The following is a 26,389-nucleotide window of genomic DNA, read 5'->3' as shown; positions in this document are numbered from 1 at the left end:
GCCGGGTCGTCTAGGAGATCGACGACCCGGCGGGCATCGCGTCCATCCGGACGTCCGGGAACTTGCGGATGACGATGTCCATCCGCCACTTGTTGCTGAACAGCGCCAGGTACTCGCCGTCGGAGTCGCGGCGCAGCACCTCGGTCTCGGACTGCGCCGACAGCGCCGCGGCGCCCTCGGCGTCGGTCAGCCGCGCGATCTGGAACGGCAGCCGGTCCAGCGTGACCGGGGCGTTGAACTCGGTCTCCAGGCGCGCGGTGACGACGTCGAACTGCAGCGGCCCGACGGCGGCGAGCACCGGGGCCTGGTCACCGCGCAGGTCCGAGCGCAGGACCTGGATGACGGCCTCGTTGCCCAGCTGCTCGATGCCGCGCCGGAACTGCTTGGTCTTGCCGGCGTCCTTGCAGCGCACGACGGCGAAGTGCTCCGGCGCGAACGCCGGGATGGTCGGGAACTCGACCGGGTCCGAGGCGTAGAGCGTGTCCCCGGGGCGCAGAGCGTTCGCGTTGACCAGGCCGACGATATCGCCCGGGAACGCCTCCTCGACGGTGGTGCGCTGGTTGCCGAACACCGACTGCGCGTACTTGGTGGCGAACGGCTTGCCGGTCTCGGCGTGGGTGAGCACCATGCCGCGCTCGAACCGGCCGGAGCATATCCGCAGGAACGCCATCCGGTCGCGGTGCGCGCGGTCCATCCCGGCCTGCACCTTGAAGACCAGGCCGGCCGTCGGCGCGGCGAGCGGGCGGTCGTGGCCCTCGGCGTCCGGTCGCGGGGCCGGGGCCGGCGCGAGGTCGACGAGGGTGTCCAGCAGCCGGGCGACGCCGATGTTGGACAGCGCGGAGCCGAACAGCACCGGCGTGGCCTTCCCGGTCAGGAAGTCCTTCTCGTCCCAGACGGCGCCGATCTCGTCGAGCAGCTCCAGCTCGTCCTGGGCGGCCTGCCAGTACAGCGGCTCCTCGGCCTTGGCGGTCTCGGCGTCGACGACGGTCGCGGTCGCCTTGGTCGCGCCGCCCGCGGCCCGCAGGAACGCCGTGTACTCACCGGTCTCGCGTTCGATCAGGCCCTTGAACTGGCCCGCGATGCCCAGCGGCCAGGTCATCGGCATCGGACGCAGGCCGATCGTCTGCTCCACCTCGTCGAGCAGCTCCAGCGCCTCGCGGCCCGGCCGGTCCCACTTGTTGACGAACGTGATGACCGGGACGCCCCGGGAACGGCAGACGTCGAAGAGCTTGAGCGTCTGCGGCTCGAGGCCCTTCGCCGCGTCGAGCAGCATCACCGCGGCGTCGACGGCGGCGAGCACCCGGTAGGTGTCCTCGGAGAAGTCGCCGTGACCCGGCGTGTCCAGCAGGTTGATCACGTTGTCGCGGTAGGCGAACTGCAGCACCGCGGAGCTGACCGAGATGCCGCGGGTGCGCTCCATCTCCATCCAGTCCGAGGTGACGCCCTTGCGACCGGACTTCCCGTGCACGGCCCCGGCGGAGTCGATGACCTCCGCGTGCAGCGCCAGCGCCTCGGTCAGCGTCGACTTGCCCGCGTCCGGGTGGCTGATCACGGCGAAGGTGCGCCGCCGCGCGGTCTCGTCGAGTACGCGGGCGTCCTGCTGGTCGGTCACCCCTCCAGGGTAGGTCTCCGCGCCCCGTTCCCGGTCGGGGCACCGTCTCCCGGGCTCACGACCCCGCGGCGCGGTGCTCCCGCAGCAGCTCCCGCATGCGCGGCAGGTCGAAGTGCTCGGCCGCCCCGAGCGCGGACGGGCTGCCCGCCGACGGGTCCCCGCCGGCGTCCAGCAGCGCCGTCACCGACGCCTCGGACTGCGCGAACGTGGCCGCCGCCAGCGCCGTCTGGCCGCGGTCGTTGACCCGGTTCGGGTCGGCGTCACGGGCCAGCAACGCGGCGACCGTGTCCGGGTGGCCGTGGTAGGCGGCCAGGATCAGCAGGGTGTCGCCCTTCGGATCGGTGATCTCCACCGGTACCCCGGCGTCCAGGTAGCCCGCGAGCCGACCGGTCTCGCCACCGCGGGCGAGGTCGAACATCCGGTGCGCGAGCTCGAGGGCCTCGTCGTCGATCTGCACGGCGGTAACCGTAGGACGAGTGGCTACGCCCCGCCGGGGGCGCGCTCACCGTTGCGCCGGGAGCGTGCGGACCAGGACCCTGTCCGGACGGCGTTCGACCACCGCCCCGACCGGCCAGGGGGCGAGACGCACCGACAGTGTCGGCGTCCGCGGAGCCGCAACGCGATCGGGCGTCACGTTCCGGTCGCGCGCGCCGCCAGAACGTGACGCTCGGTGGCCCGGACGAGGTGGGTGGTCGCCGCTCGCACGGCGGCCCGAGCGTTCGTCGGAAACTGTCGGGGGACCCGACTAACCTGCGCACCGTGAATGCTTCGTCGGACGCCCGCGAACGGCACGCCGCGCTGTCGGCCGAGGTGTCGGACCTCCAGTTCCGCTACTACGTGCTCGACGCCCCGATCGTCTCCGACGGCCAGTTCGACGAGCTCTGGGGCGAGCTGCTGGCCCTGGAGGAGGCGAACCCGGAGCTGGTGACGCCGGACTCGCCGACGCAGAAGGTCGGCGGCACGTTCTCCACCGTCTTCACCGCGCACGACCACCTCGAGCGGATGCTCAGCCTGGACAACGCGTTCTCCGCCGAGGACATGGCGGCCTGGCACGACCGGGTGGTCAAGGAGGCGGGGGAGGACCTGCACTACCTCTGCGAGCTCAAGATCGACGGCCTGGCCGTCAACCTGCTCTACGAGAACGGCCATCTCACCCGCGCGCTGACCCGCGGCGACGGGCGCACCGGCGAGGACATCACGCTGAACATGCGCACCCTGGCCGAGGTGCCGCAGGACCTCACCGGCACCGAGGAGTTCCCGGTCCCGGCCCTGGTCGAGGTACGCGGCGAGGTCTACTTCCGGCTGGAGGACTTCGAGCGGCTCAACGCCTCGCTGGTCGAGGCGGGCAAGCCGCCGTTCGCGAACCCGCGCAACACCGCGGCCGGGTCGCTGCGTCAGAAGGACCCGCGCGTGACGGCCTCGCGCAACCTGCGCCTGATCTGCCACGGCATCGGCAAGCGCGACGGGTTCACCCCGACCACCCAGTCGCACGCCTACGACGCCCTGACCGCGTGGGGCCTGCCCGTCTCGCCACGCACCCGGGTGCTGGGCGGGATCGGCGACGTCGTCGAGTTCGTCCGGTACTGGGGCGAGCACCGCCACGACGTCGAGCACGAGATCGACGGCGTCGTGGTCAAGGTCGACGAGGTGGCGCTGCAGCGCCGGCTCGGGGCCACCTCGCGCTTCCCGCGCTGGGCGATCGCCTACAAGTACCCACCCGAGCAGGCGACCACGAAGCTCCTCGACATCGCGGTCAACGTCGGGCGCACCGGGCGGGTCACCCCGTTCGCGCAGATGGAGCCGGTGCTGGTCGCGGGGTCGACGGTCTCGCTGGCGACCCTGCACAACGCCGACGAGGTGCGGCGCAAGGGCGTGCTGATCGGCGACCGGGTCGTCATCCGCAAGGCCGGCGACGTGATCCCCGAGGTGCTCGGACCGGTCACCGACGTCCGCGACGGCAGCGAGCGCGCGTTCGTCATGCCCACGCACTGCCCGGAGTGCGGCACGGCGCTGGTGCAGCAGAAGGCCGGCGACGTGGACCGGCGCTGCCCGAACGCCCGCTCCTGCCCGGCGCAGCTGCGGGAGCGGCTGTTCCACGTGGCCGGCCGCGGGGCCTTCGACATCGAGGGTCTGGGCTACGAGGCCGCGGTCGCGCTGCTCACCTCCGGCGTGCTCACCGACGAGGGGGACGTGTTCTCCCTCAACGAGGACGACCTGCTCGAGACCGACCTGTTCCGGACCAAGGCGGGCGCGCTCTCGGCGAACGGGCGCAAGCTGCTGACGAACCTCGACGCGGCGAAGGACCGGCCGTTGTGGCGGGTGCTGGTCGGCCTGTCGATCCGGCACGTCGGGCCGACCGCGGCGCAGGCGATCGCGCGGCAGTTCGGGTCGATGCAGGCCCTGGCCGACGCGGCCGAGCAGGCCCGGGAGCTGACCGAGGCCGCCGGGGTGGAGATCACCTCCGACGGCACCGCCGAGGACCCGGCCGAGGCCGAGACGACGGGCCCCGCGCGGGAGGACCCCGCGACCGCGACCGCGGAGAAGGAAGAGCCGCCGGGTGAGGCGGTGGTCGACGGCGACGCATCGGGCGGGGACGCATCGGGCGGGGACGCGGCGGGAGGCGACACCGGCACGGCCGACGCGGACGGCGATGAGGCCGGCGGGGCCGATTCAGAGGACTCCGCGGCCACCGATGCCGAGAAGGCGGCGATCGAGGCCGCCAAGCAGGAGCGGGCCGCGACGCGGGCCCGGGCCAAGGTCCTCGCCGAAGCGTTGGCCCCGATCGCGAGCGGCGACGGCGTCGGCCCGACCATCGCGGCCGCGGTGCGGGACTGGTTCAGCGTCGACTGGCACCGCGAGGTCGTGGAGAAGTGGAGCCGGGCCGGGGTGCGGATGGTCGACGAGGTCGATGAGTCCGTCCCGCGCACGCTGGAGGGGATGTCGATCGTGATCACCGGGTCGATGGACGGCTTCTCCCGCGACGAGGCCAAGGAGGCGATCATGGCCCGCGGCGGTCGCGCGGCCGGGTCGGTGTCGAAGAAGACGTCGTTCGTGGTGGCCGGGGAGGCTCCGGGGTCGAAGTACGACAAGGCGGTGGAGCTGGAGGTTCCGGTGCTGGACGAGGACGGGTTCCGGGTGCTGCTCGACCGGGGGCCGGACGCGGCCCGTGAGTACGCCGGATCGGCTTGAGCGGCAAGGGAAACGACTCCGGGCGAGAGGTGCACCCCGGCGACGGAGCGTGATCATCTCGCGACCTCGGGAGGAGATTGTCCGCCGTCTGCCGCGTCGTCCGTCCCGGACACCGACCGTGTCCGGTGTGCACCACCGGTGAGCGGCGCGTCCGGGGAGGCGTCGATTAGTCTCGGCGAGTCGCGCCGGGCTCCGGCGCGGCGTCGTCGCGATCGGAAGGAGCACCTCGGTGCTGCAGGCGGTGCTCAACGGGTCTCGCCCGGCGGACGCGCATCCCGCGCTGCCGGTCCTGTCCCGGCACCTCGCCCGGGACGCCCGGGCCGTCGCCCGCCTCGGTGTGAGCTCGGTGCACGTGCACCCGCGCGACGAGACCGGCGCCGAGACGATCGACCCGATGCACGTCGGCGACGCGGTGTCACTGATCCGCCAGGAGGCTCCCGGCATCGAGATCGGTGTGACCACCGGCCGCTGGATCCAGCCCGACCCCCAGCGCCGGGTGGAGACCGTCCTGGCCTGGGGCCGTCTCGGCGAGGGCAAGCCGGACGTCTGCTCGATCAACGTGCACGAGCGCGGCTGGACCGACGTCTGCGCCGCCGCCGCGTCGGTCGGCATCGCCGTCGAGCTCGGCGTCTGGACCAGCGGCGACGCGGTCACATTGCGCCAGAACGGCCTGCCCCCGGGTACCCGGCGCGTGCTGGCCGAGTCCACCGTGACCGACCCGGAGACCGCCGTCGCCGAGGGCATCCGGATCCTGCGCGCGCTCGGTCAGCCCCCCGTGCCGGTGCTGCTGCACGGCGAGGAGGAGGGCGCCTGGCCCGTCCTGGAGTACGCGACCCGGGTCAAGATCGACACCCGGATCGGCTTCGAGGACGTCCTGGTCCGCCCGGACGGCTGGCTCGCCACCGGCAACGACGACCTCGTCCGCACGGCGCTGTCCATCCGCGTCTGAGTGAGACCGGCTCGATCCGCCCGGTGACCCCGCCCGGCCGATCCAGCCCGCCGATCCCGCCTGGCCATCCGCCCGGAACGCACGCACCTCGCCGTGCCGCACGCACCTCGCCGCACTGATGGCCCATTCGTGCGGCGGCACCGCACGGAAGGTCCGTGAGTCCGGGGGCGCGGAGGCGGTCAGGCGTTGAGGACGGTCGCGACGATGCCGGCGAGGTGCGCCAGGCGGGCCAGCTCCGACGGGCGGAAGATCGGGCCACCGGGACGCCCGACGACCAGCGTCTTCGGCGGGGTGCCGGTGCCGAACGGGGCGGCGGCGAGCTCGGTGTCGAGCGCGCGCCACGGGTCGGGCACCCAGTGCCGTTCGTCCAGCGCGACGGCGGAGGTCAGCGGCAGCCACGGCAGGTCCCCGGCCCGGGTCTCCGGGGCGGCGGCGCTCTCCGCGATCCGGTAGGACCGGCCCTTCTCGCTCACGGCCACCAGCGCCCAGCCGGCCCGGAACAGGCGCGGGACCTCGGCGGCGAGCCGTTCCAGCCCCTGCGACGGCGCACCCGCGATCTCGTCGACGAGCTCCAGCTCCCGATGGGTGTCCAGATGCCCGGAGTGCGGCCGGACCGACTCGACGGAGACCCCGGGTACGGACTCGGCCGCGGTGATCAGGACGTCCGGCGGCCGACCCGCGGGCAGTTCCACGGCCAGGTCGTCGATCGCCTGGCCGTCGCCGCGCTCGACGACGTCCACGCTGAGGATGTCGGCTCCCGCACCGCCCAGTGCGGAGGCGACCGCGCCGAGGTTTCCGGGCTTGTCCGGGAGGATCACCCGGAGCAGGAACGACACGTGCGGGGTCCTCTCCTCGGCTTCCGACCGGTGTGATGGCAGCACGCGGCCCGCGCCCGGCGTGGTGCGGGCCCGGACGGTGATCCTGCCAGTCCGCGGCCCGGTCGATCGCAACCCGTGCCGGATGACGGTCGCCACTCCGCGTCACGACCCCACGACGCCCTGCATCGACCCCCGCCCACCGCCGGGGTGCCGCGGGCGCGGCGGGACCCGGCGGGGAACCGGTGCGTGCGGTGCACGGGGACGGGCCGCGCACCGCCCGCCGGGCTCTCGCCGGACGGGCCTAGACTGGGCCGCTGCACCGGGGCATCGCGCCGGTTCCCGCGCGGATCGGCGCCGCACCGTCGCCGACCGCCCGTTCCACCGGGCGTCGCGCCCACGCCGAACACCCGAGGAGGGGCATGTCCGCCGATTCCCCCGCCGACCCCACGGGCGGGGTCATCACCCGGGACGAGGTCGCGCATCTCGCCCGGCTCTCGCGCCTGGCCGTCACCGATGCGGAGCTGGACGTGTTCGCCGGCCAGCTCGACGTCATCCTGAGCTCGGTCGCCCGGGTCGGTGAGGTCGCCGCCGAGGACATCCCGCCGACGTCGCACGCCGTGCCCCTGCAGAACGTGTTCCGCGCCGACGAGCGCCGTCCCGGTCTGGACCAGGAGCAGGCGCTGTCCGGGGCCCCGGCCTCGGAGGAGGGCCGCTTCCGCGTGCCGCGCATCCTGGGGGAGGAGCAGTGAGTACCGACATCATCCGTCTGACCGCGGCCGAGCTGGCCGGGAAGATCCACGCGGGGGAGATCTCCGCGGTCGAGGCCGCCCAGGCGCACCTGGACCGGATCGCCGCCGTCGACGGCGGGCACGACGGCGTGCACGCGTTCCTGCACGTCGCGGGCGAGTCCGCGCTGGCCGCGGCCGAGCTGGTCGACGCCGGGATCTCCGCGGGCACCGCGCCGGCGTCGCCGCTGGCCGGGGTACCGCTGGCACTCAAGGACGTGTTCACCACCCAGGACATGCCCACCACCTGCGGGTCGAAGATCCTCGAGGGCTGGCAGCCGCCCTACGACGCGACCGTCACCGCGCGGTTGCGCGCGGCCGGGATCACGATCCTGGGCAAGACGAACATGGACGAGTTCGCGATGGGCTCCTCCACCGAGCACTCCGCGTACGGCGTCACCCGCAACCCGTGGGACCGCAGCCGGGTCCCCGGCGGGTCCGGCGGTGGCTCCGCCGCGTCGCTGGCCGCGTTAGAGGCGCCGCTGGCGATCGGCACCGACACCGGGGGCTCGATCCGCCAGCCGGCCGCGTTCACCGGCACCGTCGGCGTCAAGCCCACCTACGGCGGGGTCTCCCGCTACGGCCTGGTCGCCTGCGCGTCGTCGCTGGACCAGGCCGGGCCGTGTGCGCGCACCGTGCTCGACGCCGCGTTGCTGCACGAGGTGATCGGCGGGCACGACCCGCTCGACTCCACCTCGATCGATCAGCCCGTCCCGTCTGTCGTCGAGGCGGCCCGCCAGGGTGCGCGGGGCGACCTGTCGGGCCTGAAGGTCGGCGTCGTGCGCGAGCTGGGCGGCGAGGGCTACGAGCCCGGCGTCCGCGCGGCCTACGACGCGTCGCTGCGCCGGCTGGAGAAGCTCGGCGCCGAGCTGGTGGAGGTGAGCTGCCCGCACTTCGAGTACGGCATGGCCGCCTACTACCTCATCCTGCCCAGCGAGGTCTCGTCGAACCTGGCCCGGTTCGACGCCATGCGCTACGGCATGCGGTCGAGCACCGGCACCAGTGCCGAGGAGGTCATGGCCGCGACCCGCGAGGCCGGGTTCGGCCCCGAGGTCAAGCGCCGGATCATCCTGGGCACCTACGCCCTGTCGAGCGGCTACTACGACGCCTACTACGGGCAGGCGCAGAAGGTCCGCACGCTGATCAGCCGGGACTTCGACGCCGCGTTCGCCCAGGCCGACGTGCTCGTCTCCCCGACGACACCGACCACCCCGTTCCCGATCGGGGACAAGATCGACGACCCGCTGTCGATGTACCTCAACGACCTGGCCACGATCCCGACGAACCTGGCCGGTACGGCCGGCATGTCGGTGCCCAGCGGTCTCGCGGACGGTCTGCCGACCGGCCTGCAGATCATGGCGCCGGCGCTGGGTGAGGCCGTGATGTACCGCGTCGGGGCCGCGTTCGAGGCCGCCCGCGACGCCGACGACGGCGGTCCCCTGATCGCGCGAGTTCCGGAGGTCTCCCGATGACGGCTCCGACCCTGGTGGACTTCGACGACGTCGTCGCCCGCTTCGACCCGACGCTCGGGCTCGAGGTGCACGTCGAGCTGTCCACGAACACGAAGATGTTCTGCGGCTGCCCGACCGAGTTCGGCGCCGAGCCGAACACCCAGGTCTGCCCGACCTGCCTCGGCCTGCCCGGCTCGCTGCCGGTGGTCAACCGGACCGCGGTGGAGTCGGCGATCCGGATCGGGCTGGCGCTGAACTGCTCGATCGCCCCCTGGGGCCGGTTCGCCCGGAAGAACTACTACTACCCGGACATGCCGAAGAACTTCCAGACGAGCCAGTACGACGAGCCGATCGCCGTGGACGGGTACCTCGACGTCCAGCTCGACGACGGCTCCACCGTGCGGGTCGGCATCGAGCGCGCCCACATGGAGGAGGACACCGGCAAGTCGCTGCACGTCGGCGGCGCGACCGGCCGGATCCACGGCGCCGAGTACTCGCTGCTCGACTACAACCGGGCCGGCGTCCCGCTGATCGAGATCGTCACGAAGATGATCCCGGGCACCGACGCCCGCGCGCCGGAGGTGGCGCGCGCCTACGTCACCCAGCTCCGCGAGCTCGTCAAGTCCCTCGGCGTCTCCGACGTCCGGATGGACCAGGGCTCGATGCGCTGCGACGTGAATCTGTCGCTCTCGCCCCGCGGCTCCGGGGTGCTCGGGACCCGTACCGAGACGAAGAACGTCAACTCGTTGCGCTCGGTCGAGCGGGCCGTGCGCTACGAGATGACGCGGCAGGCGGGTGTCCTCGACGAGGGCGGGGAGATCGTCCAGGAGACGCGGCACTTCGAGGAGCAGTCCGGCTCCACCCGCGCCGGGCGGCGCAAGGAGACCTCGGAGGACTACCGGTACTTCCCGGAGCCCGACCTGGTCCCGATCGCACCGAGCACCGAGTGGATCGAGGAGCTGCGCGGGACGCTGCCGGAGCTGCCGTGGGAGCGCCGGCACCGGATCCAGGCCGAGTGGGGCGTCTCCGACGAGGAGATCCGCGACCTGGTCAACGCCGGTGCGCTCGACCTCGTCGAGGCGACCGTCGCGGCCGGTGCGCCATCCGGTGAGGCGCGCTCGTGGTGGGTCTCGTACCTGTCGCAGCAGGCCAACACCCGCGAGCAGGAACTCACCGACCTGCCGATCACCCCGGCGCAGGTGGCGCGGGTGATCGCGCTGATCGCCTCCGGGGAGCTGACCAACAAGATGGGGCGCCAGGTCGTCGACGGTGTCCTGGAGGGTGAGGGCGACCCGGACCAGGTCGTCGAGAAGCGCGGCCTCAAGGTCGTCTCCGACGAGGGTTCGCTCATCGCCGCCGTCGACGAGGCCCTGGCCGCCCAGCCCGACGTCGCGGAGAAGATCCGCGGCGGCAAGGTCCAGGCCGCCGGTGCGATCGTCGGTGCCGTCATGAAGGCGACGAAGGGCCAGGCCGACGCCAAGCGCGTCCGCGAGCTCGTCGTCGAGCGGTGTACGAGCAGCTGACGCTGCCCGTGCGCGGATATCGCTGCCAGAGCAGCGATATCCGCGCACGACCCCGTTCGTCCACAACCTGAGCCGCTCATCCACAGCGGCGCGGTCGGTCGCTTCGCCGGCCCGGTTTCGGTTCACCGTCGATGCATGACGACCATGCGACGCGATGTTCCCCGGGAGGTCCTCGCCTCCGGGCGGCTCCAGGAATGGGATCGGCTGCTGGCCGACCAGGCCGGCATGGTGCACGTCGCCCAGCTGAGGCGGCTCGGCGTCACGTGGTCGTCGCTGCTCGCGCAGGTCGAGGCGGCGCGGTGGCGGGCCGTCGTGCACGGGGTGTACGCGACGTTCACGGGTCCGCTTCCGCGTGAGTCCCGGATCTGGGCCGCTCTGCTGTACGGCGGTGCCGCCGCGATCCTGAGCCATCGGACGGCGGCGGAGGAGTGGCACCTGACCCCGGTCGTCGACGGCCCGGTGCACCTGACCGTGCCCTACGGGGCGTCTGCGATCTCCCAGCCCGGCCTGGTGACCGTCCATCGCTCACGGGCCCATTCCCACATCGTGGTGGGCACCGTCCCGCCGCGGACGTCGCGCGCCGACACGGCCGTCGACGTGGCGGTGGAGGAGCCGGACGCGCTCAGCGCCCGGACCGCCCTCCTCAGCCTGCTCACCGGTGGCGGGGTGCGACCACTGGAGGTGGAGCGGAGGTTGCGGGAGCGACCGCCCCGTCGCTACCGCCGTGCCCTGGCCGCCGCGGTCGGCATGGTCCGCGACGGCGTCCACTCGGTGCTCGAGGAGGTCTTCGCCGTGCAGGTGGAGCAGGCACACGGCCTGCCGCCGGCGCACCGGCAGAGCCCGTTCGTCGTCGACGGCGTCACCCTGTGGGAGGACGCCACGTACGACCACGTCGGGATCCCGCTCACCGTCCGGCTCGACGGTCGGACGCACCTGCGCAACGACGTGAGCTTCCGGGACCGGCGCCGGGACAACGCAGCCGAGCTGGCCGGACGTTCGCGGCTGACGTTCGGCTGGACGGACCTGTCGGCGGATCCCTGCGGCGGTGCGGAGGAGGTCGAGCAGGTCCTGCGCCGCCACGGGTGGACCGGCCGGTCCACACTGTGCCCGGCCTGTGCGGGGCGCCGGTCGCTCGCGCTCGACCGCTAGATCGTGAGCGGATATCGCTGCCGGAGCGACGATATCCGCGCACGGGCAGCGAAGCTGCGCCTCACGGCCGGTGCACAGGATCCGCGGGCAGTCTTGGTACGGAGCAGGCGGTCCGCGACCACCCCCGACCGGGCCATCGCCTGCCGCCGCTCCTGGAGGAGGTGCGTGATGACCGTGCTCGACCACCCCGCCGTCCCGCGTCCCGACGCCGGGTCCGCCAGCGTGCGGGGCCGTCGCCGGGCACGGCACCGGGCTCGCCGCGGCCGTCGCGGACGGGATCGGCGACTCCACCGCCGCAGCGAGCGCCGCACGGACCGCCGCCGCGACCGCTGTGCGCACGGCACCGCTGCTCGGCACGGCCGGCGCGCTGCGGGCCGCCCGCGACGCCGTGCGCGCGGTCCCCGGCAGCGGCGACGCGGTGCTCGTCGTCGCCGCGGGAACGCCCGGCGGAGGGTGGGAGGTCTCCTGGGTCGGCGACGCCCGCGCCCTGCTCTGGGACGGGCACACCCTGCTGGCGCTGACCCGCGACCACACCATGGCCGAGGAGCTGCGTGCCGCCGGCGTCGACGCGGGCGGGACCTGGGAGAACGTCGTGACCACCACCGTCGCCACGGCCGGCCCGGCCACCGCGGGCCACGTCCGCGGACCGGCCGGCCCGGGCACGCTCGTGCTGCTCAGCGACGGCGTGCACCGGAGTCTCGACGCGGGCGCGATCGCGGCCGAGCTCGCCGTGCCGCGGGGCTCGTCGGCCACGGCGAGGGCGCTCGTCGAGGCCGCGCTGGCCGCCGGGACCCGCGACAACGCGACCGCCGCGGTCGTGCCGCTGCCGCGGGAGTGGACCGTCGACCCGGATGGTGCGGTCACTGTCCGGATCCCGGAGCAGCGCGCGTAGGTCAGGCCGCGGAGCCCGCGCCCCCGCTGGGCGGCTGGATGCGGATCACGCGGTCGTCGGTGGCGCCGGGCCTGCCGCCGTCCTTGTTGACCGTGCCCAGCCAGATCAGACCGTCCGGGGCCAGCGTGATCGCCGCGAGCGCGCCGTAGGTGCCGGTCAGCACCGGTTTCGGATCACCGGTGAAGCTGCCGTTCTCGCCCGGTCGCAGGACGAACAGGGCCCCGGCGCCGCGCTCGGCGACGGCCAGCGTCCCGGGCAGCACCGTGCACCCGGCGACGCCCGGCTTGTCCGGCCACGTCCAGGCCGGCGTCCCGAGCGCGCCCGGCACGACACGGTGCAGGACGTCGCGGGTGGGGGTGCGGTCGGTCGCCCAGACCGTGCGGGTCGACGGGTCCACGCACAGCCCGCCCGGTGCGACCAGCCCGGAGGACAGGACCGGCGAGGCCGGGTCCGGGTTGCCCGGCGCCGGGCGTCCGAGCGTGTCGATCCGCAGGACCTTGCCGGCCAGCGGCCCGGCGCCGGCACCCGTCGCGACCAGCAACGAGCCGTCCGGGTCGACCGCGAGCGCGCCGCCCGCCCCGCGCGGGATCCCGGTCAGCACCGGCTTCGGCGGTTCGCCGGGGGCCAGGCGCAGGACCTGGACGTCGGACGCGGTCCCGGCCAGGGCGTAGACGAGCCGGTCCTCGGCGTAGCCGGGGGAGAGCACCAGGCCGGTCAGGCCGGCCGCCGGATCCACCGGGACCGTCGTGACCAGCTGCGGGGCGCTGCCCTTCTTCACCCGCAGCACGCGGCCGGTCGTGCGCTCGCCGACGAGGGCCTCGTCGCCGGCCGGCAGGACCGCGACCGCACCGACCGGGCCCAGGCACGTCGCGACGACCTGCGGGTCCGGGTCGACGCACGGCTGCGGTGCCGACGGCGAACCACCCTGGGGCTGCTGGTCGGGCTGCGACCCCTCCGGCGGAGGCGGTTCGGGGGAGGCGAGGGCGGGTGGTCCGCCGAGCTCGCCCTGGCCCTCGGCCCGTTCGCGCCAGTCGCGGGCGCCGTCGTCGGGGAACGTCGCGCAGCCCGACGCCAGCATCGCGACGACGAGCATCAGCCCGGCCAGGATCCGAGCGGGTGCGCCGGATCCGGCCGTGGTGCGTGCGCGATCACGCGGCCGGACTCCGTGCATGGGACCCAGGCTAGGCGGACGGGGGTGAGCGCCCCGTGAGTACCGTGCGGATATGAGCGATCCCGTCGTCGTCCTGGTCCCGCACTCCGAGGGCGCGGACATCCTCGCCGAGGTCTCCGGTCTGCGCCCGGTCGTCTACGACCCGGACGCCGCGATGCCGGACGAGGCAAGAGACGCCCGCGTGCTGGTGGCGCCGTTCCTGGCCGGCTCGGACGCCGTCGCGCTCACCGACGGCCTGCCGAAGCTGGAGCTGGTGCAGCTGCTCACCGCCGGGGCCGAGGCCTGGATCGGGCGCCTGCCCGAGGGCGTCGCGCTCTCCGACGGCCGGGGCGCGCACGGTGGCGCGACCGCGGAGTGGGTCGTGTCGGTGCTGCTCGCGGTCTACCGGCACCTGCCGCGCTTCGTGCGCGCCCAGGACGAGGGCCGCTGGGACTACCACCGGACCGAGGAGCTGGCCGGGAAGAAGATCCTCATCGTCGGGGCCGGGGACGTCGCGGAGAACACCGTGCGCCGCCTCGACGGGTTCGACGTCGAGATCACGCTGGTCGGGCGCACCGCCCGCGACGGCGTCCGCGGCATGGACGAGCTGCCGTCGCTGCTGCCCGAGCACGACGCGACCGTGCTGATCGTCCCGCTGACCGACGAGACCCGCGGCATGGTCGACGCGGAGTTCCTCGCCGCGATGCCCGACGGCGCCGTCCTGGTCAACGGGGCGCGCGGCCCCGTCTGCGACACCGATGCGCTCGCCGCGGAGCTGACCAGCGAGCGCCTGCGCGCCGCCGTGGACGTCACCGACCCGGAGCCGCTGACCGAGGGCCACCCGCTGTGGAAGGTCCCGGGCCTGCTGCTCACCCCGCACGTCGGCGGCAGCGTCCCGCTGGCCACGACGCGGGCCTACGGCGTGGCCGCCGAGCAGCTGGCGTACGTCGTCCGCGGCGAGGAGCCGCCGAACGTCGTGCACGGCGCCTACTAGGGGAAATGCGTCGACGCGGGCCCGCCGAGCGGTAGCCTCGCCCGCATGACCCAGCCCACCCAGCAGTACGACTGGGGTTCGATCGGCGGGACCGAGCCGCCGGAGAAGACGGCCCCGCAGCGGCTCCCGGTCCCGGCGCACGGCTCCTACGACATCGGGCTGCTGATCCTGCGCCTGGTCGTCGGCGGGATCTTCGCCGCGCACGGGGCGCAGAAGGTGTTCGGCGTGCTCGGCGGGCTGGGCCTGGACGAGACCACCCGCGTCGTGTCCGGTCTCGGGTTCGTCGTGCACGGCTCGACGCTGGCCTGGGGACTCGGGATCGGGCAGCTCGTGCTCGGGATCTTCCTCGTCGTCGGTCTGATGACGCCGATCACGGCGGCCGGGCTGCTCGCCACCAAGATCGTCGCGGTGGCGGTGACCTGGGGCGGCGTGCCGCTCTTCGCCGCGGACGGCGCGAACTCGCTGGAGCTGAACCTGCTGCTCGGCGGCGGCGCGGCGGCCCTGCTGTTCGCCGGGGCCGGTCGTGTCTCGCTGGACTCCGGACGGACCTGGCAGCGCCGCCCGCTGCCCTACGCGTGGCTCTCGCTGTTCATCGGCGTCGGGGTGGCGCTGGCCGTGCTGCTGCTCCTGCGCCGGTGAGCGCCGCGGTCTCCGCCGGCGCCCTGCCGCCCGACGACGTGTGGTTGCGAGCCCTGGCTCGCCGCACCCGCACCACCCCGGCGATCCTGCGCCGCGAGGCGCTGACCGGCGGATACGTCTCCTCGGCGGTCGAGCGGGTGGACCTCGACGACGGCCGCTCGGTGGTGCTCAAGGCCGCCCGGCCGGAGGAGGTCGCCGCCCTGCGGGCGGTCGCCGTCGTGGTCGGGGTGGACCGGCCGCGGATGCTGGCCTCGGGTCCGGACTGGCTGGTCCAGACCCATCACCCCGGCCCGCCCGCACCGGCGCAGGGCCCGGCGCCGGACGAGATCTGGGCGACGCTGGCACGGGTGCACGCCCACTGGCGCCGCAACCGCCCGCGCGGGGTCCCCGTCGTCGACCCGGCGTGGTGGCGGCGGCTGTGCACGACCGTGCTCACCGCGCTGGACGGCGCCGCTCTCGTCGAGGCCGCCGCGACCGTGCGCCCCTGGGCGACCGACGAGCGCGTCGGCCGGGCCCTGACCGTGCTGCCGAGGACGCTGTGCCACGGCGACGCCCACCGCGGCAACGTGCTGCTCGACCCGGACGGCCCGGTGCTGATCGACTGGGGCAACGCCCGCGTCGCCCCCGCCGGCCTCGACGTCGCGGTCCTGCGCGCCCCGGACCCGTCCGGCCCCGCGGACGCCGAACCGCACCCGGTGCCGGACGCCTACACCGACACCCTCGCCGCCGGACTCGCCCACGGCCTCGGCGGTGCCGACCCGCCGGAGCTCGTCGCCGTCGAGCGGGAGTGGGGGACGTTCCAGGCGCACCTGCAGTACCTCGGCTTCGCCGCCGACCACCAGGGCCCCGACCGCGTCCACGGCATGACGACCGTCGCCGCGGCCGCACTGGACCGCCTCGGCCCTGCCCTGTCCGCCCTCGGCTGATCCGGCCGCCTCAGCGGTCCAGCTCTTCCAGGCGGGTCTGCAGGAACTCGACGGCGGGCGGGCCGAAGCGGTGGCGCACCTCGTCCATCGCGACCAGCAGACGGTGGTACGGCCAGTCCGGCGGGCGCAGCTCTTCCGGCAGCCGCGGGTCCCGGACCAGGTCGATGAACACGGCGTTGAACAGCTCCCCGAACCGCCGCATGGTCGCACCGTCCGCGGCCGGCGCGGTGTCCTCGGCGAGCACCGACTCGAGTGTGTCGGCGTGCCCGGCGAGCGTGGCGGCGACGTCGTCGAGGTCCCAGGCCGGGATCGCCACCCGAGCGGCCTCCGCGGTGTCCAGGGAGATCGTCGCCCGGGTGACGCGGGCGTCGTCGGGACACTCGGCGAGGACCTCCGCGATCTGGGCCGACCGGTCCCCGACGCTGATCAGCACGCCCGCCTGCAGCTGGCCGTACCCGACCAGCGACGCGACCCGCCGCAGCCGGTCCCGGTAGGGCCGCCGGCTCTCCGGTACGGCGAACAGCAACGCGTGGAAGTGACCCTCCCAGACCGGCGGGCCGGTCCCGATCTCCTCGCCGAGCTGCACGACGCGACGACCGAACGGCCCGGCCATCCGGTAGGTGGTGCCCCGCCCGGACCGGACCCCGGCCAGCTGCCCGTCGTCGCGCATCCGGGCCAGGTGCCGCCGGGCCGCGGCCGTGCTGAGCCCGAACTCGCCGAGCAGCGCGACGAGCGCGACGCCGGGGAGCTCGCTGCGCCCGGAGAGCTGGAACAGCGTGGCGACGAGACCGCTCGTCGGGCTCCGCCGGGGTCGCGATGATCCCGCCGTTGGCCCTACACTTTCGCTCACGCTCGTGAAGCCTCTCGTCACATCAGGACGGTCACGATGGTGCTCAGCCGCCGCGTCGACGAGTTCAGCGTCATCGTGCTGGCGTTCCTGGCCGTCGGCGTCGTCACGTCGTCGATCTTCTCCGACCCGCGTCTGTTCCTGGTCGAGGAGTCGGTGGAGACGGCGCTGTTCGGGCTGATCCTGCTCGGGGCGCCGGCCGTGGCGCCACACCCGTTGATGTTCTACTTCGGCCGCCGCTTCGCCACCGGCGGTGCGCCGGCACGGATCCAGTGGTGGAACGGGCTGTGGCGGTACGCGGGCTTCCGCCGGACCCAGGTCGTGCTGACGGCGGTGTGGGGGATCGTGCTCCTGCGGTTTCAGCTCGCCGTAGCGGCACCGAAACCGCATGAGTGGCTCGCTCAGCGACCCACGTTGCGCTGCAGGTGGGCGGGGTAGCGGTCGCCGGCGACGGCCTCCGGGGGAGCGGCGGCCTCGATCGCGGCGATCTCGTCCGCGGTCAGCTCCAGCTCCGCGGCCGTGACGTTCTGCTCCAGGTAGGTGCGGCGCTTCGTGCCCGGGATCGGGACGACGTTCTCCCCGCGGCTCTGCACCCAGGCCAGGGCGAGCTGCCCGGCCGTCACGCCACGCTCGTCCGCCAGCACCTTCAGCGCGTCGACGATGGCCAGGTTCGCCGCCATGTTGTCCTCACCGAAGCGGGGCATGCCCTTGCGCATGTCGCCCTCGCCGAGCTGGGCGGCCGAGGTGATCGCGCCGGTGAGGAACCCGCGTCCCAGCGGGGAGAACGGCACGACGCCGATGCCGAGCTCGGCGCACGTCGGCGCGACGGTGTCCTCGATGCCGCGCGTCCACAGCGACCACTCGCTCTGCACCGCGGTCACCGGGTGCACGGCGTGTGCGCGGCGGATCGTGTCGGCGCCGCACTCGGAGAGCCCGTAGTGACGGATCTTGCCCGCCTCGATCAGCTCCGCGAGTGCTCCGACGGTGTCCTCGGTCGGGACGTCGGAGTCGATCCGGTGCTGGTAGTAGAGGTCGATGTGGTCGACGCCCAGGCGGCGCAGCGACTCGTCGCAGCACTGCCGCACGTAGTCCGGGTCGCCCTGCGCGGACTGGTTGCCCTCGGCGTCGCGGACGATGCCGAACTTCGTCGCGAGGACGACCTGGTCGCGACGGTCGGCGATCGCCTGCCCGACCAGCTCCTCGTTCGCGCCGGAGCCGTAGACGTTCGCGGTGTCGAGCAGCGTCACGCCGAGCTCGAGGGCCCGGTGGATCGTCGCGATCGACTCGGTCCGGTCGGAGGTGTCCCCGTAGGCCTGGCTCATGCCCATGCACCCGAGCCCCTGCGAGGAGACGGTGAGTGAGCCCAGCTGCCGTGTTCCGATCGTCATACGGGTGACGCTAGGCCTTCGAGCGCGCTCGAACGCAACTCGGGACGGTCGTGCGCGGATATCGCTGCTCTGGCAGCGATATCCGCGCACGGGCGCGTCAGCGCACCTCGCGGACGGCGCCGGTGTCGGCCGAGGTGGTCAGGGCCGCGTAGGCGCGCAGGGCCTTGGACACGACGCGGTCGCGGTCCACCGGCTGCCACGGACGCTCGGAGGCCTCCATCTTGGCGCGGCGCTCGGCGAGCACGTCGTCGTCGACGAGCAGCGTCAGGCTGCGTGCCCGGACGTCGAGCGCGACTCGGTCGCCGTTCTCCACCAGCCCGATCGTCCCGCCGTGCGCGGCCTCGGGGGAGATGTGCCCGACCGAGATGCCACTCGAACCGCCGGAGAACCGGCCGTCGGTGACGAGTGCGCAGACCTTGCCCAGGCCCGCGCCCTTGAGGAACGCCGTCGGGTGCAGCATCTCCTGCATCCCCGGACCGCCGGCCGGGCCCTCGTAGCGGATGACGAGCACGTCACCCGGCTTGATCTCCTTCTTCAGGATCGCCGAGACGGCGTCCTCCTGGCTCTCCAGGACCACGGCCGGGCCCTCGAAGTTCCAGATGTCCTCCGGGATGCCGGCCGTCTTGATCACGGCACCCTTCTCGGCGAGGTTGCCGTGCAGCACGGCCAGGCCGCCGTCGGCGGAGAACGCGTGCTCCACGTCGTGGATGCAGCCGCCCGCGGCGTCGGTGTCGAGGGAGGACCAGCGGTTGGTGGTCGAGAACGCCTCGGTGGTCCGGACCCCGCCGGGGGCGGCGTGGTAGAGCTCGATGGCGGTCTCGGACGGGGACTCCGCACGGATGTCCCACTCGCCCAGCCACTGCTCCATCGTCGGCGAGTGCACCGTGTGGACGTCGGTGTTGAGCAGCCCGCCGCGGTAGAGCTCGCCCAGGATGGCGGGGATTCCGCCGGCCCGGTGCACGTCCTCCATGTGGTAGTCGGAGTTCGGTGCGACCTTGCTCAGGCACGGCACCCGGCGCGAGATCGCGTCGATGTCGGCGAGGGTGAACGCGATCTCGCCCTCCTGCGCGGCGGCGAGGATGTGCAGCACCGTGTTCGTCGAGCCGCCCATGGCGACGTCGAGCGCCATCGCGTTCTCGAACGCCTCCTTGGTCGCGATGTTCCGCGGCAGGACCGACGCGTCGTCGTCGCGGTACCAGCGGGTGGCCAGATCCATCACGGTCCGGCCGGCATTGAGGAAGAGCTCCTTGCGCGCCGCGTGCGTGGCCAGCGTCGAGCCGTTGCCGGGCAGCGCGAGGCCGAGCGCCTCGGTCAGGCAGTTCATCGAGTTCGCGGTGAACATCCCGGAGCAGGAACCGCAGGTCGGGCACGCGGAGCGCTCCACCTCGGTGAGTCCCGCCTCGTCGACGTCACTCGATGCGGACGCCGAGATCGCGGTGATCAGGTCGGTCGGGGCCTGCGCGACGCCACCGACGACGACGGCCTTGCCGGCCTCCATCGGCCCGCCGGAGACGAACACGGTCGGGATGTTGAGCCGCATCGCGGCGTTGAGCATCCCGGGCGTGATCTTGTCGCAGTTGGAGATGCAGACCAGCGCGTCCGCGGCGTGGCCGTTGACCATGTACTCGACGGAGTCGGAGATGATCTCGCGGCTGGGCAGCGAGTAGAGCATCCCGCCGTGGCCCATCGCGATGCCGTCGTCGACGGCGATCGTGTTGAACTCCTTGGAGACCCCGCCGGCCTCGCGGATGGCACCGGCGACGAGGTCGCCCATGTCCTTGAGGTGCACGTGGCCGGGCACGAACTGGGTGTAGGAGTTCGCGATCGCCACGATCGGCTTGCCGAAGTCGTCGTCGCCCATCCCGGTCGCGCGCCAGAGCGAACGCGCTCCGGCGGCGTTGCGGCCGTGGGTGGTGACACGGGAACGGAGGGCGGGCATCAGAGGTCTCCAGCCGGGTCGGAAATACGGCCCCCGCTGACGACGGCCAGCGCGGGCAGGTCTCGGAGGTGGACGGCCGGGAGCGGTAGCTCGGTGTCGTCCTTCAGCACCGCGCTGACACTGGACCGTGCGCCCAGGCGCAGCGAGCTGATGTCGTCCCACGGTACGCGCCGCGAGCCGCGGAACGACCGTGCCGTGACCGAGTCGGTGTCCACCGTGGTCCGGACGCGCAGCAGCCACACCGCGAAGCCGACCGGCACCAGCAGGACCAGCCAGAAGTACGGCACCGACAGCATCAGCGGCAGCGCGCAGACGACGAACAGGGCGCCGGCCAGGATCCCCAGCGCGGAGTGCTTGAAGACCAGCCGCGGCGGCGGGGCGGGGGCGCTCTCGGCGTCGGTCTCGGCCGGGGTGGACGGGTCGGTGCTGCTCACGGCGCCATTCTCGCACCGGAGGGGTGAGCAGGCTCGCAGGCCGTTGACGGCCGGTGTGACCTGCGTGCTAGCGTCGAGCCCATGTCCGTCATCCGAATTCTCGTACTTCCCGGGCGCGTCGACGCCTGAGCAGTCCGTTCTCGGACGACGACGCGCCCACCCTCGCACCAGCCCACAACCGGGCGGCGGGGGTTTTTTCATGTTCACACCTGCTCGAACCGATCTCCAGCGAGGCAGACCGAGATGACCACCGCACCCTCCCGAACCGGGTCCGCCGGGCCGAAACCGGCACCGCCGCCCGGCCGCACGGCCACCCAGCGGAGCGACTCCCCGGCCGCCGTGCGCGGCGAGGCGACCGTTCCCGGCCCGCGCGTCGACAACGAGCCGATGACCGGGGCGCAGTCCCTCGTCCGCTCGCTCGAGGAGATCGGCTGCGAGGTCGTGTTCGGTCTCCCGGGCGGCACGATCCTCCCGGCCTACGACCCGCTGCTGGACTCGGAGAAGGTCCGCCACATCCTCGTCCGCCACGAGCAGGGCGCGGGCCATGCGGCGACCGGGTACGCGCAGGCCACCGGCAAGGTCGGGGTCTGCATGGCGACGTCCGGGCCGGGGGCCACGAACCTGGTCACCCCGATCGCGGACGCGCACATGGACTCGGTGCCGCTGGTGGCCATCACCGGTCAGCAGAGCCGTCCGCTGATCGGCACCGACGCCTTCCAGGAGGCCGACATCACCGGCATCACCCTGCCGGTGACCAAGCACAACATGCTGGTGACCGACGCCGCGGAGATCCCGCGCGCGATCGCCGAGGCCTTCCACCTGGCGTCCACCGGCCGGCCCGGACCCGTCCTGGTCGACATCCCGAAGGACGTCCTGCAGGAGGCGACGACCTTCTCCTGGCCCCCGGAGCTGCAGCTGCCCGGCTACCGGCCGACGACCCGGCCGCACGGCAAGCAGATCCGCGAGGCCGCGCGTCTCATCCGTGAGTCGTCCAAGCCGGTGCTCTACGTCGGCGGCGGCGTGCTCAAGGCCGAGGCCGCCGACGAGCTCAAGGAGCTCGCCGAGCTGACCGGGGCACCCGTCGTCACCACGCTGATGGCCCGCGGCGTGTTCCCGGACAGCCACCCGCTGCACCTGGGCATGCCCGGCATGCACGGCACCGTCGCCGCGGTGGCGGCCATGCAGCGCTCGGACCTGCTGGTCGCGCTCGGGTCCCGGTTCGACGACCGGGTCACCGGCAAGCTGGAGAGCTTCGCGCCCGGCGCCAAGGTCGTGCACGCCGACATCGACCCGGCCGAGATCTCCAAGAACCGCCGCGCCGACGTCCCGATCGTGGGCGACTGCAAGGAGGTCATCGCCGAGCTGGTCGAGGCCGTGCGCGCCGACCGTGCCGAGCACGGCGAGCCGGACCTGACGTCCTGGTGGAAGCAGGTCGGCGGGCTGCGCGACCGCTACCCGCTCGGCTACGACGACCCGGCCGACGGCTCGCTGTCGCCGGAGTACGTGATCGAGCGGATCGGCGCCATCGCCGGCCCGGACGCGATCTACGCCGCCGGCGTCGGGCAGCACCAGATGTGGGCGGCGCAGTTCGTCCGCTACGAGAAGCCGCGGACCTGGCTGAACTCCGGTGGCCTCGGGACCATGGGCTACGCGGTCCCGGCCGCGATGGGCGCCAAGGTCGGCGAGCCGGACACCGTCGTGTGGTGCATCGACGGCGACGGCTGCTTCCAGATGACCAACCAGGAGCTCGCCACCTGCGCCATCGAGGGCATCCCGATCAAGGTCGCCGTGATCAACAACGGCAACCTGGGCATGGTCCGGCAGTGGCAGAACCTGTTCTACGGCGAGCGCTACTCCAACACGAACCTCAACACCCACAAGCTGCGCATCCCGGACTTCCCGATGCTGGCCGAGGCGATGGGCTGCGTGGGGCTGCGGGTCGAGTCCAAGGAGGACGTCGACCGCGTCATCCACCAGGCAATGGAGATCAACGACCGTCCGGTCGTGGTGGAGTTCGTGGTCGGGGCGGACGCCCAGGTGTGGCCGATGGTGGCCGCCGGCACGAGCAACGACGAGATCAAGGTCTCGCGCGACATCCGTCCCGAGTTCGACGGCGACGAGCTGGCCGCGTCGATCGACGACGTCTCCGACGTCACCGAGCAGGCCCTGGAGGGCGAGAAGTGACCGAGCTGCACACCCTCTCGGTCCTCGTCGAGGACAAGCCGGGCGTCCTGGCCCGGGTGTCGGGGCTGTTCTCCCGGCGCGGGTTCAACATCAACTCCCTGGCCGTCGGCCCGACCGAGCACCCGGACGTCTCCCGGATGACGATCGTGGTCGAGGTCGACGAGCTGCCGATGGAGCAGGTCACCAAGCAGCTCAACAAGCTCGTGCACGTGATCAAGATCGTCGAGCTCGAGCCGGACGCCTCGGTGCAGCGCGAGCTGCTGCTGGTCAAGGTCCGGGCCGACTCCACGGTGCGCAGCCAGGTCCTCGAGACCGTGCAGATGTTCCGGGCCAAGGTCGTCGACGTCTCCCCGGAGGCGGTCACCGTCGAGGCCACCGGTACCTCGGACAAGCTCAACGCGCTGCTGCGCATGCTCGAGCCGTACGGCATCCGCGAGATGGTCAAGTCCGGGATGGTCGCGGTGGGCCGTGGGCCCCGCTCCATCACCGCCGCGGCCGTCCGCTAGACAGCACTCACCCACCCGCCGGCTCCGCCGGCCCCCGACTTACCGCAACATTGACGCTGGGAAGGATCCACACCGCATCATGGCTGTGAACATCTACTACGACGCCGACGCAGACCTGTCGATCATCCAGGGCCGCAAGGTCGCCGTGATCGGCTACGGGTCGCAGGGGCACGCGCACTCGCTGTCGCTGCGCGACTCGGGCGTCGAGGTCAAGATCGGCCTGCCGGAGGGCTCGAAGTCCCGGCAGAAGGCCGCCGACGAGGGCCTCGAGGTCGTCACGCCGGCCGAGGCGTCGGCGTGGGCCGACGTGATCATGGTCCTGGCGCCGGACACCAAGCAGCGCTTCATCTACGCCGACGACATCGCGCCCAACCTCAAGAGCGGCGACGCGATCTTCTTCGGGCACGGCTTCAACATCCGCTACGACCTGATCAAGCCGCCGTCGGACGTCGACGTCGCCATGGTCGCGCCGAAGGGCCCGGGTCACCTGGTCCGCCGTCAGTACGTCGACGGCAAGGGCGTGCCGTGCCTGATCGCGGTCGAGCAGGACGCCTCCGGCAACGCCAAGGCCCTCGCGCTCTCCTACGCGGCCGGGATCGGTGGCGCCCGCGCGGGCGTCATCGAGACCACGTTCAAGGAGGAGACCGAGACCGACCTGTTCGGTGAGCAGGCCGTCCTCTGCGGCGGTGCCGCCGCGCTGGTCCAGACCGGCTTCGAGGTGCTGACCGAGGCGGGCTACGCCCCCGAGATCGCCTACTTCGAGTGCCTGCACGAGCTCAAGCTGATCGTCGACCTGATGTACGAGGGTGGCATCACCAACGAGCGCTTCTCCATCTCCGACACCGCCGAGTACGGCGACCTCACCCGCGGCCCGCGCGTCATCACCCCGGCCGTGAAGGACGAGATGCGCAAGATCCTCACCGAGGTGCAGGACGGCACGTTCGCCCGCGAGTGGGTGGCCGAGGACGAGAACGGCCGGCCGAACTTCGACCGCCTCCAGAAGGAGGGCGCCGAGCACTCCATCGAGCAGGTCGGCGAGAAGCTCCGCGGCCTCATGAGCTGGGTGGGCACCAAGGCCCAGTAGGCCTCACGCTCTCCGCGCGCAACGTACGGCACCCTCGTCGGAAAGATTCCGACGAGGGTGCCGTTCGCATGTCCTGGGGTGTCCCCTCCGGACGAACGGTTCCGGCGGGGGAGCCTCGCGTTCGGCGCTAGAATCACGGCCGTCCGAAGCCCAGTGTCACGACCCGATTCCGGGGAGCACCGCAGCATCGTGAGCAACGCCGCCACCGATCAGACCCGCCCAGTCGTCCTCCTCGCCGAGAAGCTCGCGCCGTCCGCGGTCGCGATGCTCGGCGACGACGTCGAGATCCGCGAGGTCGACGGCACCGACCGTCGCGCGTTTCTCGAGGCCATCGCGGACGCCGACGCGCTGCTCGTGCGCTCGGCGACGCAGGTCGACGCCGAGGCCCTGGCCGCGTCCACCCGGCTCCAGATCGTCGCGCGCGCGGGTGTGGGTCTCGACAACGTCGACGTCGCCGCCGCGACCGCGCACGGCGTCATGGTCGTCAACGCGCCGACGTCGAACATCGTCTCCGCCGCCGAGCACGCGATCGCGCTGCTGCTCTCCGCCGCCCGCCACATCCCGGCCGCGGACGCGAGCCTGCGCCAGGGCCAGTGGAAGCGCAGCAGCTACACCGGCACCGAGATCAACGGCAAGACCGTCGGCATCGTCGGCCTGGGCAAGATCGGTCAGCTGGTCGCGCAGCGCCTGGCCGCGTTCGGTGTCGAGCTCGTCGCCTACGACCCCTACATCTCCAAGGCGCGCGCGGCCCAGCTCGGGATCGAGCTGCTCGACCTCGACGACCTGCTGCGCACCGCGGACGCGATCTCGATCCACCTGCCGAAGACCCCGGAGACCCTGGGCCTGATCGGCAAGGACCAGCTCGCGATCACCAAGCCGGGCGTGATCATCGTCAACGCCGCGCGCGGAGGGCTGGTCGACGAGCAGGCGCTCGCCGAGGCGGTCCGTTCGGGGCACGTCGGCGGGGCCGGTGTGGACGTCTACGTCACCGAACCGACCACGTCGAGCCCGCTGTTCGAGGTGGAGAACATCGTCGTCACCCCGCACCTGGGCGCCTCCACCGACGAGGCCCAGGACCGCGCGGGCACCGACGTCGCGAAGTCGGTGCAGCTGGCGCTGGCCGGGGAGTTCGTGCCGGACGCGGTGAACGTCCAGATCAACGGCTCGGTCGGCGACGAGGTGCGGCCGTGGCTGCCGCTGGTGCAGAAGCTGGGCACCACGCTGCAGGCCGTCGCCGGCGGGACCCCGACCTCGATCACCGTCGACGTCTCCGGCGAGCTCGCCGACGAGGACGTCTCGGTGCTCTCGCTGGCCGCGCTGCGCGGCGTGTTCGCCCACGTCGTCGAGGACCAGGTCACGTTCGTCAACGTCCCGGCGCTGGCGCAGGAGCGCGGCGTCACCGTCGAGCTGACCACCGCCCCGGAGAGCGCCAACCACCGCAGTGTCGTGCAGCTGCGCGCCGCGATGTCCGACGGCGAGTCGGTCACCGTCTCCGGAACGCTGACCGGGCGCGCGGAGGTCGAGAAGCTCGTCGAGATCAACGGCCGGCACTTCGACCTGCGCGCCGAGGGCGAGGTCGTGCTCCTGGAGTACACCGACCGCCCGGGCGTCATGGGCCGCGTCGGCTCGCTGCTCGGCGAGGCCGCGGTGAACATCGAGGCCGCGCAGATCTCGCAGACCACGGACGGCACGGACGCGATCATGCTGCTGCGCGTGGACCGCCAGATCGACCCGGCGGTGCTGGAGCCGATCGGCGCCTCGGTCGGGGCCCGCACAACGCGCCTGATCTCCTTCGACGACTGAGCCCCCGGCGCGGCGCCGAGCGTCCGCCCGGTGGGAAGGACATCCGTTGCGGGGCACCGCAACGGGCGCCCGACGGTCGCACGGAACCCCTGGATGCGAGGCCCGCTGCGCCGACCGGCAGAATGTG

22 protein-coding genes and 1 pseudogene are annotated in these 26,389 nt (G+C 73.0%); 15 read left to right on the top strand and 8 right to left on the bottom strand.

The window, feature by feature from the left end; translation table 11 throughout:
* Window positions 1–10: 10 nt before the first annotated feature.
* Together EV383_RS24150 and EV383_RS24145 are read right to left on the bottom strand one after the other, a co-directional pair.
* A complete protein-coding gene (locus EV383_RS24150) occupies window positions 11–1,612 on the bottom strand; it encodes a peptide chain release factor 3 (protein WP_130292050.1) in 1,602 nt (533 codons plus the stop codon).
* Window positions 1,613–1,667: 55 nt separating this feature from the next.
* A complete protein-coding gene (locus EV383_RS24145; RefSeq protein ID WP_423213660.1) occupies window positions 1,668–2,069 on the bottom strand; it encodes an ankyrin repeat domain-containing protein in 402 nt (133 codons plus the stop codon).
* 272 nt (window positions 2,070–2,341) lie between these two features.
* On the opposite strand from EV383_RS24145, the pseudogene ligA reads away from it, so the two are divergent.
* Together ligA and EV383_RS24135 are read left to right on the top strand one after the other, a co-directional pair.
* Window positions 2,342–4,789: pseudogene (gene ligA, locus EV383_RS24140) on the top strand (NAD-dependent DNA ligase LigA); the annotation flags it as partial.
* A 241-nt stretch (window positions 4,790–5,030) separates the two neighbouring features.
* Window positions 5,031–5,750: a 3-keto-5-aminohexanoate cleavage protein gene (locus EV383_RS24135; RefSeq protein WP_130292049.1), complete on the top strand. Its 720-nt coding sequence runs from the start codon at window positions 5,031–5,033 to the stop codon at window positions 5,748–5,750.
* A gap of 179 nt (window positions 5,751–5,929) precedes the next feature.
* On the opposite strand, the gene EV383_RS24130 is transcribed toward EV383_RS24135, so the two are convergent.
* Window positions 5,930–6,586, bottom strand: a complete 657-nt coding sequence (locus EV383_RS24130; protein ID WP_130292048.1) for an ACT domain-containing protein — start codon at window positions 6,584–6,586, stop codon at window positions 5,930–5,932.
* 401 nt (window positions 6,587–6,987) lie between these two features.
* Between EV383_RS24130 and gatC the strand changes: the two genes are divergently transcribed.
* The 5 genes from gatC to EV383_RS24105 all read left to right on the top strand — a co-directional run bounded on the left by gatC (window position 6,988) and on the right by EV383_RS24105 (window position 12,368).
* Window positions 6,988–7,317, top strand: coding sequence for an Asp-tRNA(Asn)/Glu-tRNA(Gln) amidotransferase subunit GatC (gene gatC / locus EV383_RS24125; protein ID WP_130292047.1), 330 nt, complete (start codon window positions 6,988–6,990; stop codon window positions 7,315–7,317).
* Complete coding sequence (gene gatA / locus EV383_RS24120) at window positions 7,314–8,825, top strand: Asp-tRNA(Asn)/Glu-tRNA(Gln) amidotransferase subunit GatA (RefSeq protein WP_130292046.1); 1,512 nt, start codon at window positions 7,314–7,316, stop codon at window positions 8,823–8,825. Before gatC ends, gatA begins: the two co-directional genes overlap by 4 nt.
* Window positions 8,822–10,327, top strand: coding sequence for an Asp-tRNA(Asn)/Glu-tRNA(Gln) amidotransferase subunit GatB (gene gatB, locus EV383_RS24115; RefSeq protein WP_130292045.1), 1,506 nt, complete (start codon window positions 8,822–8,824; stop codon window positions 10,325–10,327). Before gatA ends, gatB begins: the two co-directional genes overlap by 4 nt.
* Window positions 10,328–10,462: 135 nt before the next feature.
* Window positions 10,463–11,476 carry a hypothetical protein gene (locus tag EV383_RS24110; RefSeq protein ID WP_242623281.1) on the top strand — a complete coding sequence of 338 codons (1,014 nt, stop codon included), beginning with the start codon at window positions 10,463–10,465 and terminating at the stop codon, window positions 11,474–11,476.
* Between the two features lie 331 nt (window positions 11,477–11,807).
* Window positions 11,808–12,368, top strand: coding sequence for a PP2C family protein-serine/threonine phosphatase (locus EV383_RS24105; protein WP_130292044.1), 561 nt, complete (start codon window positions 11,808–11,810; stop codon window positions 12,366–12,368).
* A gap of 1 nt (window position 12,369) precedes the next feature.
* Here EV383_RS24105 and EV383_RS24100 read toward each other — a convergent pair whose 3' ends face one another.
* Window positions 12,370–13,539 carry a PQQ-dependent sugar dehydrogenase gene (locus tag EV383_RS24100; protein WP_242623280.1) on the bottom strand — a complete coding sequence of 390 codons (1,170 nt, stop codon included), beginning with the start codon at window positions 13,537–13,539 and terminating at the stop codon, window positions 12,370–12,372.
* A 52-nt stretch (window positions 13,540–13,591) separates the two neighbouring features.
* Between EV383_RS24100 and EV383_RS24095 the strand changes: the two genes are divergently transcribed.
* The 3 genes from EV383_RS24095 to EV383_RS24085 are packed head-to-tail and all read left to right on the top strand — an operon-like array spanning window position 13,592 to window position 16,077.
* A complete protein-coding gene (locus tag EV383_RS24095) occupies window positions 13,592–14,512 on the top strand; it encodes a 2-hydroxyacid dehydrogenase (protein WP_130292043.1) in 921 nt (306 codons plus the stop codon).
* A 45-nt stretch (window positions 14,513–14,557) separates the two neighbouring features.
* Window positions 14,558–15,151: a DoxX family protein gene (locus tag EV383_RS24090; protein ID WP_130292042.1), complete on the top strand. Its 594-nt coding sequence runs from the start codon at window positions 14,558–14,560 to the stop codon at window positions 15,149–15,151.
* Window positions 15,148–16,077: a phosphotransferase gene (locus tag EV383_RS24085; RefSeq protein ID WP_165438489.1), complete on the top strand. Its 930-nt coding sequence runs from the start codon at window positions 15,148–15,150 to the stop codon at window positions 16,075–16,077. The genes EV383_RS24090 and EV383_RS24085 overlap by 4 nt, the downstream gene beginning before the upstream one ends.
* Before the next feature lie 10 nt (window positions 16,078–16,087).
* Here the strand turns inward: EV383_RS24085 and EV383_RS24080 are convergent, their stop codons facing one another.
* Window positions 16,088–16,927, bottom strand: coding sequence for a PaaX family transcriptional regulator C-terminal domain-containing protein (locus EV383_RS24080; RefSeq protein ID WP_165438488.1), 840 nt, complete (start codon window positions 16,925–16,927; stop codon window positions 16,088–16,090).
* 36 nt (window positions 16,928–16,963) lie between these two features.
* Between EV383_RS24080 and EV383_RS31420 the strand changes: the two genes are divergently transcribed.
* Window positions 16,964–17,362: a VC0807 family protein gene (locus EV383_RS31420; protein WP_165438487.1), complete on the top strand. Its 399-nt coding sequence runs from the start codon at window positions 16,964–16,966 to the stop codon at window positions 17,360–17,362.
* Here EV383_RS31420 and EV383_RS24075 read toward each other — a convergent pair.
* The 3 genes from EV383_RS24075 to EV383_RS24065 all read right to left on the bottom strand — a co-directional run bounded on the left by EV383_RS24075 (window position 17,326) and on the right by EV383_RS24065 (window position 20,685).
* Complete coding sequence (locus tag EV383_RS24075) at window positions 17,326–18,312, bottom strand: aldo/keto reductase (RefSeq protein WP_130292039.1); 987 nt, start codon at window positions 18,310–18,312, stop codon at window positions 17,326–17,328. The two genes, EV383_RS31420 and EV383_RS24075, sit on opposite strands and share 37 nt — an antisense overlap.
* A gap of 97 nt (window positions 18,313–18,409) precedes the next feature.
* Window positions 18,410–20,251, bottom strand: a complete 1,842-nt coding sequence (ilvD, locus tag EV383_RS24070; protein WP_130292038.1) for a dihydroxy-acid dehydratase — start codon at window positions 20,249–20,251, stop codon at window positions 18,410–18,412.
* A complete protein-coding gene (locus EV383_RS24065; RefSeq protein ID WP_165438486.1) occupies window positions 20,251–20,685 on the bottom strand; it encodes a PH domain-containing protein in 435 nt (144 codons plus the stop codon). Before EV383_RS24065 ends, ilvD begins: the two co-directional genes overlap by 1 nt.
* A gap of 243 nt (window positions 20,686–20,928) precedes the next feature.
* Between EV383_RS24065 and EV383_RS24060 the strand changes: the two genes are divergently transcribed.
* The 4 genes from EV383_RS24060 to serA all read left to right on the top strand — a co-directional run bounded on the left by EV383_RS24060 (window position 20,929) and on the right by serA (window position 26,262).
* A complete protein-coding gene (locus EV383_RS24060; RefSeq protein ID WP_130292036.1) occupies window positions 20,929–22,869 on the top strand; it encodes an acetolactate synthase large subunit in 1,941 nt (646 codons plus the stop codon).
* Window positions 22,866–23,375, top strand: coding sequence for an acetolactate synthase small subunit (gene ilvN, locus EV383_RS24055; protein ID WP_207223643.1), 510 nt, complete (start codon window positions 22,866–22,868; stop codon window positions 23,373–23,375). Before EV383_RS24060 ends, ilvN begins: the two co-directional genes overlap by 4 nt.
* Before the next feature lie 79 nt (window positions 23,376–23,454).
* Window positions 23,455–24,459 carry a ketol-acid reductoisomerase gene (gene ilvC, locus EV383_RS24050; RefSeq protein WP_130292035.1) on the top strand — a complete coding sequence of 335 codons (1,005 nt, stop codon included), beginning with the start codon at window positions 23,455–23,457 and terminating at the stop codon, window positions 24,457–24,459.
* Between the two features lie 189 nt (window positions 24,460–24,648).
* The gene (gene serA, locus EV383_RS24045; RefSeq protein ID WP_130292034.1) at window positions 24,649–26,262 is read left to right on the top strand and encodes a phosphoglycerate dehydrogenase; all 1,614 of its coding nucleotides are present in this window, start codon (window positions 24,649–24,651) and stop codon (window positions 26,260–26,262) included.
* Window positions 26,263–26,389: the final 127 nt, after the last annotated feature.

This window comes from Pseudonocardia sediminis (assembly GCF_004217185.1).
GTDB lineage: Bacteria > Actinomycetota > Actinomycetes > Mycobacteriales > Pseudonocardiaceae > Pseudonocardia > Pseudonocardia sediminis.
Note: the sequence above shows the minus strand (reverse complement) of the source record. Positions and strands in the feature narration are given on the sequence as shown.

What these genes read in the sequence shown, in the direction of transcription:
- gatC (WP_130292047.1), top strand. Translation starts at nt 6,988, where the DNA reads ATGTCCGCCGATTCCCCCGCCGACCCCACGGGCGGGGTCATCACCCGG.
- gatB (WP_130292045.1), top strand. Translation starts at nt 8,822, where the DNA reads ATGACGGCTCCGACCCTGGTGGACTTCGACGACGTCGTCGCCCGCTTC.
- EV383_RS24110 (WP_242623281.1), top strand. Translation starts at nt 10,463, where the DNA reads ATGACGACCATGCGACGCGATGTTCCCCGGGAGGTCCTCGCCTCCGGG.
- EV383_RS24100 (WP_242623280.1), bottom strand. Translation starts at nt 13,539, where the DNA reads ATGCACGGAGTCCGGCCGCGTGATCGCGCACGCACCACGGCCGGATCC.
- EV383_RS24095 (WP_130292043.1), top strand. Translation starts at nt 13,592, where the DNA reads ATGAGCGATCCCGTCGTCGTCCTGGTCCCGCACTCCGAGGGCGCGGAC.
- EV383_RS24090 (WP_130292042.1), top strand. Translation starts at nt 14,558, where the DNA reads ATGACCCAGCCCACCCAGCAGTACGACTGGGGTTCGATCGGCGGGACC.
- EV383_RS31420 (WP_165438487.1), top strand. Translation starts at nt 16,964, where the DNA reads ATGGTGCTCAGCCGCCGCGTCGACGAGTTCAGCGTCATCGTGCTGGCG.
- EV383_RS24075 (WP_130292039.1), bottom strand. Translation starts at nt 18,312, where the DNA reads ATGACGATCGGAACACGGCAGCTGGGCTCACTCACCGTCTCCTCGCAG.
- ilvD (WP_130292038.1), bottom strand. Translation starts at nt 20,251, where the DNA reads ATGCCCGCCCTCCGTTCCCGTGTCACCACCCACGGCCGCAACGCCGCC.
- EV383_RS24060 (WP_130292036.1), top strand. Translation starts at nt 20,929, where the DNA reads ATGACCACCGCACCCTCCCGAACCGGGTCCGCCGGGCCGAAACCGGCA.
- ilvC (WP_130292035.1), top strand. Translation starts at nt 23,455, where the DNA reads ATGGCTGTGAACATCTACTACGACGCCGACGCAGACCTGTCGATCATC.